Raw genomic sequence first — 275 nt, forward strand, 5'->3', positions numbered from 1 at the left:
GTCGACGATCGGCCCGTCGTACAGCTCAGCCATGCTTTGCCTCGGTCTTGTCCAGGGAAATCAGCAGGGTGCCGACGATGAAGGCTGCCGAGCAGAGGGCGAAGAAGCCCAGCACCGCGGCATATCCGCCCAGGTGTTGCAGCAGCAGCCCGACCAGGATCGGCACGGCGATGCCGCCGAGGCTGCCGGCCATGTTCATCACCCCGCCGACCAGGCCGACCCGGGCCGGAGTGGCGAGCAAGGCCGGAAAGCTCCAGTACAGGCTGCCCCACATC

The 275-nt window shown here is 67.3% G+C and carries 1 pseudogene; it reads right to left on the reverse strand.

From position 1 onward, the window contains the following. Positions 1–25: 25 nt before the first annotated feature. Positions 26–275: pseudogene (locus tag G5A07_RS21265) on the reverse strand (hypothetical protein); the annotation flags it as partial.

This window comes from Stenotrophomonas sp. AS012628, assembly GCF_010608305.1.
Lineage (GTDB): Bacteria > Pseudomonadota > Gammaproteobacteria > Xanthomonadales > Xanthomonadaceae > Stenotrophomonas > Stenotrophomonas geniculata.